The 17,691-nt window shown below is 37.8% G+C and carries 16 protein-coding genes and 1 pseudogene; 8 read left to right on the top strand and 9 right to left on the bottom strand.

Going from position 1 to position 17,691, the window contains the following annotated elements; genetic code table 11:
• Positions 1-86: 86 nt before the first annotated feature.
• The gene (locus BMX49_RS01120; RefSeq protein ID WP_034717849.1) at positions 87-707 is read right to left on the bottom strand and encodes a DUF502 domain-containing protein; all 621 of its coding nucleotides are present in this window, start codon (positions 705-707) and stop codon (positions 87-89) included.
• Between the two features lie 74 nt (positions 708-781).
• Positions 782-1,360 (bottom strand): MiaE family protein, encoded by a 579-nt coding sequence (locus BMX49_RS01115; RefSeq protein WP_034717848.1) that lies wholly within the window; start codon positions 1,358-1,360, stop codon positions 782-784.
• 160 nt (positions 1,361-1,520) lie between these two features.
• Here BMX49_RS01115 and BMX49_RS01110 point away from each other — a divergent pair, with 160 nt between their 5' ends.
• Positions 1,521-1,757 carry a hypothetical protein gene (locus BMX49_RS01110; protein ID WP_034717846.1) on the top strand — a complete coding sequence of 79 codons (237 nt, stop codon included), beginning with the start codon at positions 1,521-1,523 and terminating at the stop codon, positions 1,755-1,757.
• A gap of 13 nt (positions 1,758-1,770) precedes the next feature.
• Here the strand turns inward: BMX49_RS01110 and BMX49_RS01105 are convergent, their stop codons facing one another.
• A complete protein-coding gene (locus tag BMX49_RS01105; RefSeq protein WP_034717844.1) occupies positions 1,771-2,886 on the bottom strand; it encodes an acyltransferase family protein in 1,116 nt (371 codons plus the stop codon).
• A 203-nt stretch (positions 2,887-3,089) separates the two neighbouring features.
• On the opposite strand from BMX49_RS01105, the pseudogene rplU reads away from it, so the two are divergent.
• The 3 genes and pseudogenes from rplU to BMX49_RS01090 form a co-directional block, all read left to right on the top strand.
• Positions 3,090-3,509 (top strand): annotated as a pseudogene (rplU, locus tag BMX49_RS01100) (50S ribosomal protein L21); the annotation flags it as partial.
• Positions 3,510-3,544: 35 nt separating this feature from the next.
• On the top strand, positions 3,545-3,811 hold the full coding sequence (gene rpmA, locus BMX49_RS01095; RefSeq protein WP_034717840.1) for a 50S ribosomal protein L27: 267 nt from the start codon (positions 3,545-3,547) through the stop codon (positions 3,809-3,811).
• Positions 3,812-3,946: 135 nt separating this feature from the next.
• Entirely contained in the window at positions 3,947-5,389 is a 1,443-nt protein-coding gene (locus BMX49_RS01090; RefSeq protein ID WP_051803629.1) for a BspA family leucine-rich repeat surface protein, read from the top strand.
• Between the two features lie 218 nt (positions 5,390-5,607).
• On the opposite strand, the gene thiL is transcribed toward BMX49_RS01090, so the two are convergent.
• The gene (gene thiL / locus BMX49_RS01085; RefSeq protein ID WP_034717838.1) at positions 5,608-6,678 is read right to left on the bottom strand and encodes a thiamine-phosphate kinase; all 1,071 of its coding nucleotides are present in this window, start codon (positions 6,676-6,678) and stop codon (positions 5,608-5,610) included.
• Positions 6,679-6,702: 24 nt separating this feature from the next.
• The gene (locus BMX49_RS01080; protein ID WP_034717836.1) at positions 6,703-7,242 is read right to left on the bottom strand and encodes an acyl-CoA thioesterase; all 540 of its coding nucleotides are present in this window, start codon (positions 7,240-7,242) and stop codon (positions 6,703-6,705) included.
• Positions 7,243-7,479: 237 nt separating this feature from the next.
• Here BMX49_RS01080 and BMX49_RS01075 point away from each other — a divergent pair, with 237 nt between their 5' ends.
• A complete protein-coding gene (locus tag BMX49_RS01075) occupies positions 7,480-8,694 on the top strand; it encodes an aminoacetone oxidase family FAD-binding enzyme (RefSeq protein WP_034717834.1) in 1,215 nt (404 codons plus the stop codon).
• Positions 8,695-8,756: 62 nt separating this feature from the next.
• On the top strand, positions 8,757-9,074 hold the full coding sequence (locus BMX49_RS01070; protein WP_126337169.1) for a bacteriophage spanin2 family protein: 318 nt from the start codon (positions 8,757-8,759) through the stop codon (positions 9,072-9,074).
• Positions 9,075-9,139: 65 nt separating this feature from the next.
• On the opposite strand, the gene uvrB is transcribed toward BMX49_RS01070, so the two are convergent.
• Together uvrB and BMX49_RS01060 are read right to left on the bottom strand one after the other, a co-directional pair.
• Positions 9,140-11,131 (bottom strand): excinuclease ABC subunit UvrB, encoded by a 1,992-nt coding sequence (gene uvrB / locus BMX49_RS01065; protein ID WP_034717831.1) that lies wholly within the window; start codon positions 11,129-11,131, stop codon positions 9,140-9,142.
• Between the two features lie 87 nt (positions 11,132-11,218).
• Positions 11,219-12,037 (bottom strand): GLPGLI family protein, encoded by an 819-nt coding sequence (locus BMX49_RS01060; protein WP_051803628.1) that lies wholly within the window; start codon positions 12,035-12,037, stop codon positions 11,219-11,221.
• Between the two features lie 87 nt (positions 12,038-12,124).
• Between BMX49_RS01060 and BMX49_RS01055 the strand changes: the two genes are divergently transcribed.
• Positions 12,125-13,366, top strand: coding sequence for a PQQ-dependent sugar dehydrogenase (locus BMX49_RS01055; protein WP_034717829.1), 1,242 nt, complete (start codon positions 12,125-12,127; stop codon positions 13,364-13,366).
• 52 nt (positions 13,367-13,418) lie between these two features.
• On the top strand, positions 13,419-13,928 hold the full coding sequence (locus tag BMX49_RS01050) for a DUF6646 family protein (protein WP_034717828.1): 510 nt from the start codon (positions 13,419-13,421) through the stop codon (positions 13,926-13,928).
• Positions 13,929-14,035: 107 nt separating this feature from the next.
• Here BMX49_RS01050 and BMX49_RS01045 read toward each other — a convergent pair whose 3' ends face one another.
• Together BMX49_RS01045 and BMX49_RS01040 are read right to left on the bottom strand one after the other, a co-directional pair.
• A complete protein-coding gene (locus BMX49_RS01045; protein WP_034717826.1) occupies positions 14,036-16,159 on the bottom strand; it encodes an elongation factor G in 2,124 nt (707 codons plus the stop codon).
• 402 nt (positions 16,160-16,561) lie between these two features.
• Positions 16,562-17,662, bottom strand: a complete 1,101-nt coding sequence (locus tag BMX49_RS01040) for a tyrosine-type recombinase/integrase (RefSeq protein ID WP_246005098.1) — start codon at positions 17,660-17,662, stop codon at positions 16,562-16,564.
• Between the last annotated feature and the right edge of the window lie 29 nt (positions 17,663-17,691).

Below are 17,691 nucleotides of genomic sequence, written 5' to 3'. Positions count from 1 at the left end.
ATGAGTAATAAATAATTGGTAATAAATAATAAAAAAAATGGGAGCGATAGGTATTAAATTACTTATTGCCCATTACTTATTACTGATCATTCCGGAGCCTTGAAAACATTGTCATCAGAATGGAATCCAGCAACGCCGCCACTCACCGCAAATTTCATTGCCTGTGCTGCTGTTACATTATCCAAAGTCACGATATTGGTCGCTAAAACGAAAACTACCCAGCCAGAAACGGCGTAGGAATGCGGTAAGTAAACCGAAATATAATCGGGAAATCCTACGGAAGAAAGGTCGCTTTGTGTTAAAAATCCGATGCGCCAAACCTCAGGGTTTTCTGCGGTTTTAATGAGCACGGGTTGATTGAATTTCTTTTTATCTCCAACGAATGATGTCATCACATCTTTTAAAGAAGTGTAAATGAATTTAATTCCGGGAGTATGTTCGAGCAGATAATCGAAACTGTCTACCACAACTCGTCCGATGATGAATTTGCTGCCCAGATAACCAATTAATGTCGTGGAACAAATAACAATCAGGAAGGTAATTCCAGGATAGAATTGTTGTGACAATGCCGGGATAATATTGTCGATACTTGAAACGATGTAGTAAATAATCCAAATCGTTAATGCAAAAGGTCCGATGATGAGCAATCCCTGGAAAAAGGATTTTGCCAAAATGTTGAGGATTTTTTCAAACTGGGATTTTTGCATAAGAAGTAATTCCGGGTTTAGCCTTGAATAATGGTAAAAATAGGAAAATTTCAGCTTAATAGCAGAAAAAAATGTTAGCCGTGAATCGTTTCTTTTACACCGTATGATTTAATGATGGTTGCCTCGTAATCCAACCATTCTTCCCAGCGTTGATTTACTTTTTCAACGTCGCCCAATTGACGTGCAAACCCGATGAAGGTTGTGTAATGGCCAGCTTCTGAAATCATCAAGTCTTTGTAGAAGGTTTTCAGTTCTTCATCTTTAATGTTTTCAGTCAGGACTCGGAATCGTTCACAACTTCTGGCTTCGATCATGGCGGCAAAAAGCATTCGGTCGATAATATATTCTTTCCGTGTTCCTTGAACAATGAATTTAAATAATTGTCCAACGTAATCATCTTTTCGTTCCCGCCCGAATTGGTAACCACGCTTTTTAATGATTTCATGAACCATTTGAAAATGCTCTAATTCTTCCTGAGCTATTTTTAAAAGTTCCGTTACAATTTCTGGATATTCAGGGCACATCGTAATAATTGTAATGGCGTTGGTCGTTGCTTTCTGTTCGCACCAAGCGTGATCGGTTAAAATTTCTTCTAAATTTCCTTCGGCAATATTCGCCCATCTCGGATCAGTCAAAAGTCTTAATTTAAACATCTTCTTAATTTTTGCGTAAATTTAATCAAATAAACAGCATGGCATGAAGAGGATGGTGTTTTGAAGAATACACCACAAATCTAATTTTATATAAACATTTAGGGCAAATGTGGCACAAATGTTGAATAATCAAGAATAACATTAAAAAAAATAAACTATTATGAACACATTATCATTAACAAACAGATTGGAGAAATTCGGAATTTTTATGCTAACCTTCTTTTTCAGTGTGGTAGCATTTGCACAAGACAAAACTCCAGCTTTAGATGTTGACGTTACAACGACTAAAACAACAACAACAGAAGAATGGTTTACAAATCCATTATATTGGGTAATTGGTGGATTGTTCGTGATTATCCTGATTGCAATTATTGCAAGAGGAAATAAAAGAGATTAATTAATAGTTATTTTTAACTATTGATTGACTGCTTCGGTTTAACTGAAGCAGTTTTTTTTCGTATAAATTCCAGAATTCTCCAGCCGAAAGCGTCAACTTTCTTTAATCCTTCCGCAATAATGATTGCAAGGAAAATATTAATGCCGAAAATTAGAACGAGCATCAATCCCCAAGGCATTGAGTCTTTCATCTGAACAACGATAAAATAGACCAGAGAGGAACTCATCCCTTGTGCGAAATAATAGAATATCGCATTTTTTCCAATGTAAGTGATGAAATTATTTTTAGTGATTTTAAGTCGATTGTACAAAACAAAAAGCGTCAACAACGAGAAGCTGGACCAGAAAATATACAATAACTTAGGCGGGAATTTGGCTTTATTCATTTTTAAGAAAATCTCTTTGCCATAATTCCAGAATAGGAAAGCAAGGATAAGCAGTAAAATGCCGTACAAAATAGGAATCAACTTTGTTGGAATTTTTTTTCCTCTGAGTTGATGTCCAATTAGGAAAACTCCTAAGTACAAAGCCACATACCCAACTTGGCCAGTCGGATAGTAATGCGGGAAAATATTAAAGAGAAGGGTTAATCCCAAGCACAAGCCTATAAACCAATTGATGTGCTTTGGGAAAAATTTCAGAATTAAAACGCCAAAGACCGCTAGAATAAAATAGACTTTCAAATACCAAAAACTTCCCATGACGACAGGAAATGTATCGGCATTCGTATATTGATGAAGATACCAGTTTCCCAAGTTTTGCCATTGTGGAACATCTGAAATACTTTGAGGAACATACTTAGAACCGAAGGTAGAGTAGAAGTCTTTCATCCAATCCAGGCCGAAAACATTTAAACCGAAAACTTTAAAAAAATAATCCAGGAAAAAAAGAAAAGTCACGAAAATCATAAAAGTGATTTGCAGTTTCAGCAAGCGGTAGAACGTTTTTTCGATATTTCCGCCAGAGGTTATTCCACTTAAAGCATAAAATAAGGGAACATCTATTAGCAAAGATAAAACCCGAACTTCAGTTGGAACATAAAACTGGCCAGACCAATAAACGGTATGGATGAAGATAATGGCTAAGGTCGCGAAGCCCTTCGCAAAATCAATGTAGAGATCTCTTTTCATAATTTATTTGAAAATCAAAAGTAATTAAAAAACCGCTTTAAAAGACGAATTTTAATTTGAAAAGAGGAAAGCATTTTCTTTCAATAATTAAAAAGTTAACCGGCTGGTTCAAAAGATTTTCAGATATTTAAACTTGCATTGTGGATAACTCAAATTTATTTATTACTTTTGCACCTCGAATTAACTAACAAAATTTATAAACAATGTTTGCAATTGTAGAAATAGCAGGGCTTCAATATAAAGTTGAGCAAGACCAGAAGTTGTTTGTAAACCGTTTGAAAGGCGATATCGGAGGAAAAGTTTCTTTTGATAAAGTTCTTTTAACTGTAAACGGTTCTACAACAATCGGCGCCCCAGCTGTAAGCGGTATCACTGTTGATGCTGAAATCGTAGGTCACCTGAAAGCTGATAAAGTAATCATCTTCAAAAAGAAAAGAAGAAAAGGATACGAAAAGAAAAACGGTCACAGACAATCTTTAACTCAAATTCAAATTACTGGAATCACTGGTTTCGATAATAAGAAAGAAGAGAAAAAAGCAGCACCGAAAGCGAAGAAAGAAGCAGTAGTTGCTGAAGAAGCTCCAGTTGCGGCAAAAACAACGAAAAAATCAGACAGCGAAACCGCTGAATAATTTTAACCAAAAAACCTTAAAATAAAATGGCACATAAGAAAGGAGTTGGTAGTTCCAAAAATGGTAGAGAATCGCATTCTAAGAGATTGGGTGTTAAGATTTTCGGAGGACAAGAAGCTATCGCAGGAAACATCATCGTAAGACAAAGAGGGACAACACACCACCCAGGTGAAAACGTGGGAATGGGTAAAGACCACACTTTGCACGCTTTAATCGCTGGAAAAGTAGTATTCAGAAAGAAACAAAACAACAGATCATTTGTATCTATTGAACCGACTGAAGTAAACGCATAATTAGAAGCGTTTTAAAATATAAAAAGTCCCAATCGTAAGATCGGGACTTTTTTGTGCTATCAATAGAGGTGCTTGTCAGGTACTGTCAACTAAAATAATTAATTTTGCGGTTAATATTCAAAATATAATAAAATTATGTTAAAAAAATTCTACTTTTTAAGCTTCTTTGCTTTCGCATTCTTAATTGCTAATGCACAACGACCATTAATTTTTAAATTCTTTGTTAGTGACGCAAGCGATGCTAAGATTAGGTTAACCACACAAGGTGATTACACTTATAGTTATGTAAAATCGAACAATGCAACCATAACAGGAAGTGGCGCTGGAATCAGTGGGTTAACGGAATTTAGTGTTCCGCAAATTGGAACTTACTTAGTATCTATTGTTCCATCAGGAATATTCAGGCTGTCCAGCACTTATCAATACAACAGTGATCCTGATAAAGACAAGATTACTGAAATTATCCAATGGGGTGATGTCAGTTGGAATAGTGATCTATCATTTATGTTTTATGACTTTAAAAATCTGCAAATAACAGCGACTGATATCCCTGATTTTTCTAAGGTAACTAATATGAGTAGTATGTTTAATAGTTGCACCAATTTCTCCATCGCAAATAATATCAATAGTTGGAATGTTGGAAATGTTACTGATATGAATTATATGTTCGCTTCTACGCCTGCATTCAACAAGAACATAGGAAGTTGGGATGTTGGGAAATTACAAAATATGTCTGGAATGTTTTCAAATGCACTACTATTTAATCAGAATATTGGGGTTTGGAATGTTTCAAACGTAACTAATATGAACTATACGTTTTATAATGCAAATGCATTTAACCAAAACATTGCGGCCTGGAATGTTTCAAACGTAAATAATATGTCTGCAATGTTTCTTGGTGCATATTCATTTAATCAGAATATTAGTGGTTGGAATGTTTCGAATGTAACTGACTTTTCTTCTATGTTTCAAGCAGCTTATGTATTTAATCAAAATATATCATCGTGGGATGTATCAAATGCGCTCACTATGAGCTCTATGTTTTACAGCACACAAACTTTCAACCAAAATTTAGGAAACTGGCAACTTTCGCCAGTAGTTACGATGACTAATATATTCGATTCTGTCGGCATGGATTGTAATAATTTTGGTGCTACGCTAAAAGGTTGGGCGGAGAATCCCAATACACCGTTAGGTCGCTTATTTGGTGTTAGTAACAGAAGTTATGGTACAGGTGGTCAACAATACATGAATCAACTTATCGATAATAAAGGTTGGACTTTCTCTGGTGCTACTTATTATGATGAAAACTGTGGTGAAACTTTCTTAAAAGTAGAAAACCTTTCCGGAAATAAAAATACAATCAGCTTATATCCCAACCCAGCCACAGAAGTTGTATTCATTAAATCTGAACAGAAAACTAAAAATGTTCAAGTATTTGACACGACCGGAAAAGTTGTTCTAAATGTAGCTGGTTCTACCAAAATTAATGTTCAGAATGTAGCTTCAGGCATATACATTATCAAAGTAACAATGATGGATGGTTCACAAAGCACGCATAAATTGATTAAGAAATAGTAACTCTTTAATCTGAAATACTAAAAGTCCCAATCGTAAGATCGGGACTTTTTTGTGGACTATTACTAGAGATCAAATCTCGTCAACAACAGACCTTAAAAAAGCCTACTTGTATTTAAACAAATAGGCCTTTTAATGATTTATAATTTCCATCCTTCAATTTCCATGGGAAATCTTAATGTTCTCAATTCCTTAACCAAAAACTTAATGGTGAAGATTTACTGTCTTTCATTACTATCTTTATTCAGGAAAGCATCCCAACCTTGCGCATTAAGTGGAATCAATTCGCTGCTTCCTCTTGCCACTAAATAATTTCCTTGATCCAAATCTACAGCATGACCGATAATGGTAAAGTCTGGATGATTTTTAATTTTTTCAAAATCTGCAGGTGCAATGGTAAATAGCAGTTCGTAATCTTCGCCGCCACTTAAAGCGCACATCATTGGATTTAAATTTAATTCTTCAGCTGTCGAAATTGTCAAAGAATCCATCGGAATTTTTTCTTCGTAAATTCTAAAGCCGACTTTGCTTTGATCTGACAAATGAAGAGTCTCTGAAGATAATCCATCAGAAAGATCAATCATCGAAGTCGGTTTAATATCTAATTCCTTCAACATTTTCTTAACGTCAGTCCGTGCTTCAGGTTTTAATTGTCGTTCCAGGATATAATCATAGCCTTCCATTTCTGGTTGCATATTCGGATTGGCCAGAAATACAGAATGTTCTCTTTCCAAAATTTGTAGACCCAGGTAAGCTCCGCCTAAATCGCCAGTTACTACTAACAAGTCATTAGCTTTAGCGCCGTTTCTTTTGATTAAATTCTCAGAATGTTCCAACCCAATAGCAGTGATCGTAATCACCAATCCAGAGGTAGAACTGGTTGTATCTCCACCCACCAAATCGACCTTGTAATGTTTACAGGCCATAGAAATCCCAGCGTAAATTTCTTCTAAAGCTTCCACTGGAAAACGGCTCGAAATCGCGAGCGAGACAAGTATTTGAGTAGGCATTGCATTCATCGCAGCCACATCGCTGAGGTTCACCACAACTGCTTTATAACCCAAATGTTTCAAAGGAACGTAGCCCAAATTGAAATGAACACCTTCTGCCAAAACATCTGTCGTTACAACTACCTTTTGACCTTCTGGATTGATAACTGCACAGTCATCGCCAATCGAAACTTCCGTCGAAGTATTCTCAAAACTAAAGCTATCGGTAAGGTGTTTAATTAAACCAAATTCACCATAGGCGGAAATGGGAGTTAACTCAGGATTTTTATCTTCTAACATATTCTTATTTTTAAATTTAGGAGTTTAATCCTCTGTTTTTTCTTCTTTATCTTTCTTCCAGGTAAAGGTGTTTTTCTTGTGAAATGCTTCTTTGTTCTCCGGTTTAAAGGGCAAGTCTTTTAGATCTTGTCTGGTCAGAACCTTCACGTTTTCACTCTTAAATTCAGTCATCACCTCCAAAACATCATCGGGTGGCGTGGTCGATTTTCTCAACATGGTATCAATCCAAACTCCCGTTGCTTCGGCGGTCGCACAATGCGTTCCGTCTGGCAAATAAAATTTGTGAACAAACTGGTAGATGCTTGCATCTTCCGACATTCCCGCAATTTCAAGCGACACAAAAACGGTTTGATCCGCGTAGATTTCTTTGAAAAAAGAATATCTTTCATGCAAAATTACGGGTCCAATTCCCCAATAACTTAACTCTTTAAGACCCATTTTATGGGTGTTCATAAAGGCCATTCGGGTTTGCGCACAATACATCACATAAGACGAATTCGCCAAATGCTTGTTGGCGTCAATATCGCTCCAACGCACCTCGAATTTATAATGATAATCAGACATTTTTTTGTTTTTGTAGTTTGGGCGCCTTCATCCGCCTTCCGTTCCCGCTTCCCCCGTCGAACGGCGGAGAGCTCCACTCAAGTCGGGGCGCAGCGTTCGCATCGATTTAAGCTTATTGATAATTTGCAAAAATAAGCATTAATGATGGTTTAGAAAAATTGTATTTTTGCAGCTCATTTCTAAAAGCCAATCAATTAGGTGTAGCGCTTCAGGACAGTTGGCTTATTTCAATAAATTATGACAAAAAAGAAAATCATTATCATCGGCGGTGGTGCAGCAGGATTCTTCTGTGCAGCAAACCTAGATGAAAGTAAATTCGAGGTAACTATTCTAGAGCAAAACTCAGATGTCTTGCAAAAGGTAAAGATTTCGGGTGGCGGCAGATGTAATGTGGCGCATGCTAGTTTTGATCCGAAAGAGTTGGTGCAATTTTATCCCAGAGGAAATAAGGAATTATTAAGCGTCTTTCATAAATTTCAACCTGGCGATACGATGGACTGGTTTGAGAAACGAAAAGTCCCGTTGAAGATTGAGAACGACAATCGAATCTTCCCAGAAAGCAACTCTTCGCAAACAATCATTAATATTTTGCAAGAAGAAGTTTCCAATAAGAATTTTCAAACGCACACTAAATCGGTTGTTTTAGAAATCGCTTCAAAAGAGAACCAATATTTAATAACAACAAGCACGAATAATTATTTAGCTGATTATGTAATTTACACCACCGGAAGCTCTCCCAAATCTTTAAAAATGATTCAGGAACTCGGACATAAAATAATCGAACCCGTTCCGTCCCTTTTTACTTTTAATATTAAAAATGATACGTTAAAAGATTTAATGGGAACCAGTTTCCCTTACGCGAAAGTTTCTATTCCACAGTTAAAAATGGACGAATCTGGACCGATGCTTATCACCCATTGGGGACTTTCTGGCCCGGCAATTTTAAAACTTTCTGCCTGGAAAGCGCGGGAATTGGCAGCTTTGAAATATCAATTTGAAATCGTAGTTAATTTTTTAGGAATTGATTTAGAGTCAGCCGAAGAAACTTTTCAAACCTTTAGACGAGAGCATCCAAAGAAAACCATCGGTAGTTCGAAAATATTTGAGGTTACGACTCGTTTCTGGCATCGAATTCTGTGGTTGTCAAAAGTAGATCTGGATAAAAATATTTCTAATATTTCCGGACCGGAACTTTTAAAAATCCTTCAACATCTTTGTCAAAATAAAATGAAAGTTAACGGAAAGTCCACTTACAAAGATGAATTCGTAAGTGCGGGTGGAATAGATTTAAAGGAAATTGATTTTAAGAATATGAGATCTAAATTACTTTCCAACTTTTATGTTGCAGGCGAAGTTTTAAATATTGATGCCGTCACCGGTGGATTTAATTTTCAAGCGTGTTGGAGTGAAGCCTGGTTGATTGCGCAGGATTTAAATGCCAGCCGATTTTAAAAGTAGATAAAATCAGGCTCATCACCATTAATTTTATTAAATTTGACCAAATAAAAAATTGAATGAAAAATATCTTCGCTATATTCTTATTTTTGATGCTCTTAACTTCTTGCCAAACACGAGTAGTAAGCATGAACAAGCCGATGCAAAATAATTCGTTAGAATTGTATAAGAAATATACCATCCAAACTACGGACGCAAAAATTCTAAAAGTAGAAGTGGTAAAATTAGATGACGAAAAAATTTACGGAAAATTAAAATCGGGAGAAACGATTGTTATTAACAAAAGCGATGTGCGTGAAGCGAAAAAAGTAGATGTTTTCTCTTCCGTAGCGATTGCTCTAGCTGCGATTGCTGCAGTTATTTTTGTGCCGATTTAAACAAGCCCTCTATGAATATAAAAAAGGAGTGACTTTTAACGGTCACTCCTTTTTAGTTTAAATTTTTACGCTTTCAGGGCGTTGATCTCATCTCTGAATTTAGCTGCTTTAATAAAATCAAGATTTTTTGCTGCGTTCTCCATAGATTTCTGTTTTTCAGCAATTAATTGCTGGATATCTTCACTACCGTACTTCGCTTTTTGTTCGGCAACTTCCTGCAAAATTTGCTTTTGAGTATATTTTTCATCGGGGAAATCTTTGCTTCTGCCGACTAATATTTCTGATATTTTTTTATTCAAAGCCATCGGAACTTGGCCGTGCTTCTCATTGTATTCCATTTGTTTTTGTCTTCTGTAAAGCGTTTCATCGATGGTAGACTGCATGGAAGTCGTCATCTTATCCGCATAAAGAATGGCCATTCCGTTGAGGTTTCTCGCTGCTCTTCCAACCGTTTGGGTCATCGATCTTCGAGAACGAAGCATTCCTTCTTTATCCGCATCTAAAATGGCGACCAAAGAAACTTCAGGTAAATCCAACCCTTCTCTCAGTAAATTAACGCCGACTAAAACATCAAACAACCCAACTCGTAAATCTTGCATAATTTGAATACGGTCCAGAGTCTCTACATCGGAGTGAATATAACGCGTTCTAATGCCGAACTTGGTGAAATATTTGGTCAGCTCTTCTGCCATTTTTTTGGTTAAAGTCGTCACCAAAACTCGCTCGTCAACTTCCGCTCTCTTTTGAATCTCTTCAATTAAATCATCAATTTGATTGAGGGAAGGCCGCACCTCAATGATCGGATCGAGCAACCCAGTCGGACGAATCAGTTGTTCGATATATTCACCGCCCGATTTTTCAAGTTCATAATCGGCAGGCGTTGCAGACACGTAAATAACCTGATTTTGAATGGCTTCAAATTCCGGAAATTTTAAGGGACGGTTGTCCATCGCTGCGGGAAGACGGAAACCATGTTCGACCAAAACTTCTTTCCGACTTCTGTCGCCACCGTACATGGCATGAACTTGTGGAATCATCGCGTGGCTTTCATCGATCACCATTAAATAATCTTCCGGAAAATAGTCTAATAAACAGAAAGGTCGGGAGCCTGGTAATCGTCCGTCGAAATAACGGGAGTAATTTTCAATTCCACTGCAGTAACCGAGTTCTTTCATCATTTCTAAATCCAGTTCGGTCCGTTCTTGCAAACGCTTTGCTTCGTAAGGTTTTTCTATATCTTGAAAGAAATCAACCTGTTTCACCATGTCATCCTGAATTTCACGAATGGCGCTTACCTGCGTTTCTTTGGACGTTACAAAAAGGTTTGCTGGATAAATTTTAATCTCATGAAAATTATCCATAACATTCCCAGATACGGGATCAAAACTTTGAATGGTCTCTATCTCGTCACCGAAAAACTGAAATCGAATTGCATTGTCCGCATAAGCTGGGAACACGTCAACAACATCTCCTTTCACTCTGAATGTTCCGCGCGTAAATTCGTTCAAAGTTCTAGAATATAAGGCATTAACCAAAGAATGAAGCAAACTGGTTCTGGTTATTTTTTGATTTTTCTCAATGGAAATAAGTGACTTTTGAAATTCTTGAGGATTTCCCACACCATAAATACACGAGACAGATGCGACAATTAAAATATCTCTACGACCGGAAAGCAAACTCGCGATGGCCGAGAGCCTTAATTTCTCAACTTCGGAGTTGATGGATAAATCTTTTTCAATATAAGTATTGGTTGAAGCGATGAATGCCTCGGGCTGGTAATAATCGTAATAAGAGACAAAATATTCCACGGCATTATCTGGAAAATACTCTTTGAATTCCATGAATAGTTGGGCTGCCAAAGTTTTGTTGTGGGCTAAAACCAAAGTCGGCTTCTGGCTGTTATTCACCACATTCGCCACCGTAAAAGTTTTCCCCGAACCAGTGACTCCAAGGAGCGTTTGGTATTTCTCGCCGATCTCAAGTCCTTGGGTTAACTTTTTTATAGCATTTGGCTGATCGCCGGTTGGTTTATATTCTGATTGAAGTTCGAATTTCATGGTGCAAAAATACGGAAAAGAAAAGAGTGAATTTGGTTTGCTTATTTAAAATTAGATGAGCTGAAATAGGGAAAATCAATAAGTTATTTACAAGTAATTGATCTTCTGCTTCAACTCAATCGGATTATTGTTTTCCCGTATTTGCTTTTGCTCTTTTTCATTCATTTCTTTAAAATTCGGCGTAAACTCATTTCCTTTTTCGTCCTGCCATTTCGTAATCATGATAGTGCTTCCCGCGTTTTTCCCATTGATCTCTCTGGTCGGATCAGAATAATAATCCAAGGCTAATTTTGCATATTGTTTCCAGGAAATTGCTAAGGCTTTTTCCTTCTCATATAATTTTCCGTCGGAGTTTTTAATTTGAATTAATGAAAAAGTATAATTGTTTTGGATATCGTGAATTTCAGTTATCAAACCCGGTAAACCGTGGAAAATATACGGTCCTTCTTGCAAAGGAATTTCATTAGTAAACCAAGCGTCCCAATTTCGACCGCCGTAAGTTGTGGTGGCTTTTTGAGCTTTCATTCCCAAGATTATTTTGGTTTCATTCTGAATTTGCCAAATCAAATGTTCATCAATTTTGATGCTGAATAGTTTTTGAAAATTGCTAATAAATTTCTTGGTTTCTTTTGTCTTCAAATCTTTGAAAACACTTTTAGAATCTTTAAACGAAGTGGACATGAAACTTATTCTTTTCGTCGCGTGAAATGTAGAATCTGATTCTTTCTCCTTTAATGGTCTAAACATGGATTTGCCTTCACTAATATCCAGCACAAATTTTCCAGTGGCAAGACTGTCTTTGGTAGGATTTGTCTTAAATTTCAATTCGTACACAAAACTTTTATTTTGAGAGGAAATGAAACTAAAAGCAAATAGTGTAAGTATTATAACGAATTGTTTAATCATTCTTTCTAAATTTAATCAAATATAAAATTTTTGACGGAATAATCTTTGTATTTTTAAAATCCTCATGATTAACTAAATTCTCTTATTATGAAAACTAAAATTTTTAAAATTTCCTCTCTTTTTGCTTTGCTGTTTATAGCATCTTGCACAGGAAACTCGCAAACCTCTTCGTCTTCAGAAAAATCTGCGTCCGCAAACGAAGCAACTTCAAATCCAGAAACGGCGAAGAAAAATTCGCCGACTTTTAAATCAGCTTTTGAAGGACAGACCAGAGTTGCAGGAGTTAAAACTAAAACACCTTACACTGTAGAAGTCATTAATTCTGATTTAGGAAAACCGTGGGGAATTACCAATTTACCTGATGGGCGATTTTTAATTACTGAGAAATCGGGTTTTATGCAAATTGTTTCTAAAGATGGAAAAACGATTTCTAAAATTGAAGGCTTTCCGACGGTAGATGCCAAAGCACAAGGCGGATTGCTAGACGTGGCGCTTGATCCTGATTTTCAAAATAACAGAATGCTCTACTGGACTTTCTCTGAACCTGTTTCAGGCGGAAATCACACTTCGGTCGGTAAAGGAAAACTTTCTGCTGATGAAAAGATAATAGAAAATCCACAGGTTATTTTTAGAGCCACGCCAACTTATGATGGAAAATTGCATTATGGAAGTCGTTTGGTTTTCGATAAAGACGGAAACCTTTTTGTCAGCACGGGTGAACGTTCTGATATGGAGACCAGACCTTTAGCGCAAAATACGATGGCGTATTTGGGAAAAGTTTTAAAGATTACCAAAGATGGTAAACCAGCTGTAGGAAATCCCTTCCTCGGAAATTCAAAATATAAACCGGAGATTTATTCTTACGGTCATCGCAATCCCCAAGGGTTGGCAATGGATGGGAAGGGACAATTATGGGAAGCTGAAATGGGTCCAAAAGGTGGCGATGAAGTCAATTTGATTCAGCCTGGAAAAAATTACGGTTGGGGCGACGTGACTTACGGAATCGAATACAGCGGGAAAAAAATCAATGAAGGAACCACGCAAAAAGTTGGAACTGAACAGCCCGTTTATTATTGGGATCCTTCTATTTCGATGAGTGGCATTACTTTCTACACGGGAAATATCGATGAATGGAAAAATGATTTGATGTTAGGCTGTTTGAGCGGTGAGAAAATTATTCGTTTGGTTATTAAAGACAATAAGGTCGTAGGTGAAGAATGGTTGCTCGAAGATAAAAACGAACGTTTCCGTGATGTGCTCAGCGGACAAGATGGGAATCTGTACGGAATCACAGACAGTGGAAAGTTGTATAAAATTTCAAAGAAATAAATCACGAGTCAGAATGTTTACCTTTGCACCCGTAAAAATTAATATAAAGACTATGAGAAAAATATTTTTAGCTGCAACGATGGCAGTTTTCGGATTTGCAAATGCTCAATCTGACGCTTTCAAAGGAGCTGGTGACGTGCGTTACCAAATTGGGGTGAACTTGCAAAAGGGGGCAACAGGAATTATGACTTCTTTAGATTTTGGTCTGGGAGAAAGTTTTTCACTGGGTGCTCAGGCAGGCTATTTATTAGGTGCAGATGAAATTGATGGTTTCCAAAAACCCTCATTTGGTGACCGTTTTGATCTTAAAGCAAGATTCAACGCCAACTTAGGAAGTGTTTTGGGACTACCAGAAAATATCGATATTTATCCAGGTCTTAATTTAGGTCTTAAAAATTTTGGTGGTCATTTGGGAGCGAGGGTTTTCTTTGCCAAAGGATTTGGACTTTTTGCAGAAGCGCAACTTCCGTTTGCTAAGTATAGTGACGATGATAAGGCTTACAAAAACTTGAATAATCAGTTCCAAATGAATGTGGGAGTTTCATTTGATCTTTCAAAATAATTATTTCACCAATCTGATATAAAAAAACCTCGATCATAATCGAGGTTTTTCTGTAGAAAAGTTTTAAAAAATTCACCGGTCACTTTCAGACCTTGGCTCTCATTTAATTAAGCTTCTTCCAGCTGCGCATGTTTTTTAATTAAAGCTTGTTGCACATTTGCGGGAACCAATTGATAATCTGCAAACTTCATATTGAATTTCGCGCGGCCACCCGTGATAGAGCGTAGGGTAGAACCGTAATCATGTAATTCTGCCAAAGGAACATCTGCCAATATTTTCTGATAATGACTTTCCGAATCCATGCCTGAAATAAGAGCGCGTCGGGTTTGTAAATCTCCCATCACATCGCCAGTATCTTCATCTGGACAAAGAATTTCTACGGCAAACATCGGTTCTAAAAGCTGAGGTGTCGCTTGATGGAAGGCTTCTTTAAAAGCCCCCGCCGCTGCAAGCTGGAACGAGATATCATTGGAATCTACGCTGTGCATTTTTCCATCGTAGATGATTACTCGGATGTTTTGGCAACGAGAACCCGTCAATGGACCGTCATTCATTTGTTGCATAATTCCTTTTTTGATGGCGCCAATATATCGGTTATCAATGGCTCCACCAACGATGCACCAATAGAACGCTAGTTTTCCGCCCCACGGTAATTCTTCAATTTCTTTTTGTCGGATGTTGAAACCAGTCGGTTCGTCCATACCCTCGTAGAAATTTTCGACGCGGAGGTGGATTTCTCCAAACTGACCATTACCACCGGATTGTTTTTTGTGGCGGTAGTCGGCATCGGCGGTGCCGGTAATAGTTTCGCGATAAGAAATTTTTGGATCTGCGAAATTCATTTTAACGCCAAAGTCATCGGCTAGTCTTTCTTTCACCAAGTCGAGATGCAGTTGACCTTGACCATGAAGAATGGTTTGGTTTAATTCGGCAGACTGTTCAACTTTTAAAGTTGGATCTTCCTCCTGAATTTTATGCAAAGCAGTCACCAGTTTTTCCATATCGGCGGCGGCATCGGTGTAGATGGCTTTTCTAATACGGCTTTCTGGGAATTCCATCGGGCGAACTTTTCGGTCGAGACCTCTGGTGTTTAAAGTGTGGTTTGAACGCGCAAATTTTAATTTCACGGTGACGCCTAAATCGCCCGCCACCAATTCGGTAACTGGAATTCGGTCTTTGCCGACCGCGACAAATAATTGAGAAATCCGTTCGGTCTCGCCATTTTCAGCGTTGACTAATTCGTCGCCGGGTTTTAAAGTTCCACTCAGAACTTTGAAATAAGAGATCATTCCAACTTGAGGTTCAGAAATAGTCTTGTAAATAAAGATGGTTGTTTTATCATCGGAGTTGTAAGAAACTTCGTCACCATTTTCTAATTTTCGGGCTGGTCTTTCAGCGGGTGAGGGAGCAATATCATCGAGGAAGCCCATGAGGCGGCCGCTTCCCATATCTTTTAAACCGCTCGTAATAAATACGGGGAAGAATTGTTGTTTGGCTAAAGCGAGGGTTAATCCTTGTGCAAGTTCTTCTTCTGAAAGATAATCTTCTTCGAAATATTTTTCCATTAAACCTTCTTCGTTCTCAGCGGCAATTTCAACCAAGGCATTATGCATGGCGTTTACTCGGTCGATTTCGCTATCGGGAATAGGTTTTTTCTCAGGTTTTCCACCATTTGCAGGGAATTCATACATGACCATTCTTAAGGCATCAATAATGGAATTGAAATTCGGTCCGGAATTGTAAGGATATTGTATCGGCAGAAGTTTGGTGCCAAATCTTTCTTTGGCCTGTTCTAAAGTTTTATCGTAATCGGCTTTGGGATGATCCATTTGGTTGATGACGAAAATCGCAGGTGTCTGATATTTTTCGACGTATTCCCAAACGAGTTCGGTGCCAACTTCTACGCCGTTGGCTGCGTTCAGTACGATGATGGCGGTGTCGGCCACTTTTAAGGAAGAAACTACTTCGCCAATAAAATCATCGAAGCCTGGCGTATCAATCATATTGATTTTATTATTTCGCCAGTTCACGAACATTTGATGCGAGAATAGTGTTTTCCCTTTTTCATGTTCCAAATCGGTATTATCGCTCACCGTGTTTTGACCTTCTACACTGCCACGGCGCTTAATCGCCCCGCCTTCGTACAACATGGTTTCTATTAACGTGGTTTTGCCACTATCGGAATGTCCGAGCAAAACCACGTTTCGTAAATTTTTGGTATTAGCACTCATAATATATGATTTTAATTATTTAATGGTAATGATAAAAAAATGTTTAGGACTTGATTTTTAGCCAGATAAAGTTACAAAAGATTTAGATTGAATTGCTAAAATGGGTGCGCGGAAGGAGATGATATATAACATTGTTAGGGTGAGCTTCGTATTTTTTTAAGATAGTAACTGCGCTTCAACCTAGCCGCGATGGAAGTGAAAATCCCGGAGTGAGGTGCGAGCCGCCTCGGGCGGTGAGCGCCGAGCGAGGAATTGTAACGGACAGCGGGACGGGTTTTGTAAGAAGCGAAAATCTGGTTGCTCCTGACCTGAGAAATCATTTTACAGATGATAAGTTTTAAAGAGGCGGTTGTCTTTTTTGATAATGAAGAAAGAGGATTTGGAAAACAGCCACGCGCAAGGCTAGGATTTTGGACTTTGGAGGTGATCAAGTGGAGACTTCACGTTAGAAATGGTGCGGTCTGAAACCTGGGTGTATTGCAAGGTTGTTTTAATATCATTGTGTCCCAATAATTTCTGAATTAAGCTGATGTCTGTGCCAAATTCTAAGAGATGAGTGGCGTAAGAGTGGCGCAAACTGTGAATGCCGACTGTCTTTTTAATGCGGGCTTTGTTCATGGATATTTTAAAAACAGATTGGGCGCTTCTGAGGGCGTATTGGCCGCCAGCCTGTCCTTCGAAGAGATAGACTTTGGGAGCAAAGGCTTTGTAATAAAGCCGTAAATCGAGTAAAATACTTTGGGGTAAATTGACGTAGCGGTCTTTTTTTCCTTTTCCGTGGGCGATGAGGACCTTCATGGTTTTCGAGTCCACGTGTTCTATTTTGATGTTGACGATTTCACTGACGCGTAAGCCCATGCCGTAGCATAATTGAAGGATCAGTTTGTGTTTTGGATTATGGGTAACGCTGATGAGTTTGGTGATTTCGGCGGTGTTGAGGGCTTTTGGCAGGAGCAGAGGTTTTTTGGGCCGGGGAATATCAAAAAACATTTTGTCTTGATGCAATACTTTTTCGAAATAGAATTTCACGGCATTCATGCGGCTGTGGATCTGGTTTTCGGAGATATTTAATTCTTTGTGACAATAGAGAAAATAGCTTTGTAATTTTTCTTTGGTGAGGTTTTGGACCGAAAAAGATTTGAGGGTGTAGAGCAATTGAGCAAATTCTAGGGAGTAAACGCGGATGGTGTTCGGACTAAATCCTTTGAGAATAAGTTGATTTTGATATTTTTGAAACTGGGCTAAATTATTGCCATGTATTTTTAGCAAGACGTCTTTGCCAACGATTCTTTTTTCTAAGCCAAAAAGGTCTCGGTTAAAATTATTATCGGTGACGTACCATGATTTTTGGCTATGAGACCATTTGCATTTTGCAACAGTTTTCAGCATTTTTAATAAGGTAAAATCTTTCGGAAATTTAATCCAGATTATTTTCTTGTCGCGATGGGTTGCTTCTTCTGGGGTGAAGAATTTTCTATCAAAAGAGGACTGCATATTTTCCATAGTTCAAGCTGCGTATTTAAAATAGTTAA

Origin of the sequence: Kaistella antarctica (assembly GCF_900109615.1) — a bacterium.
GTDB lineage: Bacteria > Bacteroidota > Bacteroidia > Flavobacteriales > Weeksellaceae > Kaistella > Kaistella antarctica.
This window is presented reverse-complemented; position numbering and strand designations above follow the sequence as displayed.